The organism is Bacillus sp. SIMBA_074 (assembly GCF_046534555.1).
In the GTDB taxonomy this organism is placed as follows: Bacteria; Bacillota; Bacilli; order Bacillales; family Bacillaceae_G; genus Bacillus_A; species Bacillus_A mycoides.
The window spans coordinates 1-245 of sequence record NZ_JAWRYM010001057.1; the positions used below are offsets into that span (position 1 = coordinate 1).

At 40.0% G+C, this 245-nt stretch carries 1 protein-coding gene; it reads left to right on the forward strand.

What is annotated here, in order from left to right:
* On the forward strand, positions 1–245 hold a 245-nt coding region (locus tag SB773_RS33995), incomplete at both ends, for an ABC transporter permease (protein WP_410594897.1).

The following is a 245-nucleotide window of genomic DNA, read 5'->3' on the forward strand; positions in this document are numbered from 1 at the left end:
TTGACGAAGGTCATCCTACCATACATCTTACCAGGTATCTTTGCTGGTTTTTTTATGGCTTTGACTTATTCACTTGATGATTTTGCGGTTACGTTCTTTGTGACCGGTAATGGCTTCTCCACTCTATCAGTGGAAATTTATTCATTGGCCCGCCGTGGTATTTCATTGAATATCAATGCACTATCGACACTGCTGTTCGCCTTGACACTATTGTTGGTTGTCGTTTATTACTTTATAACTCAACG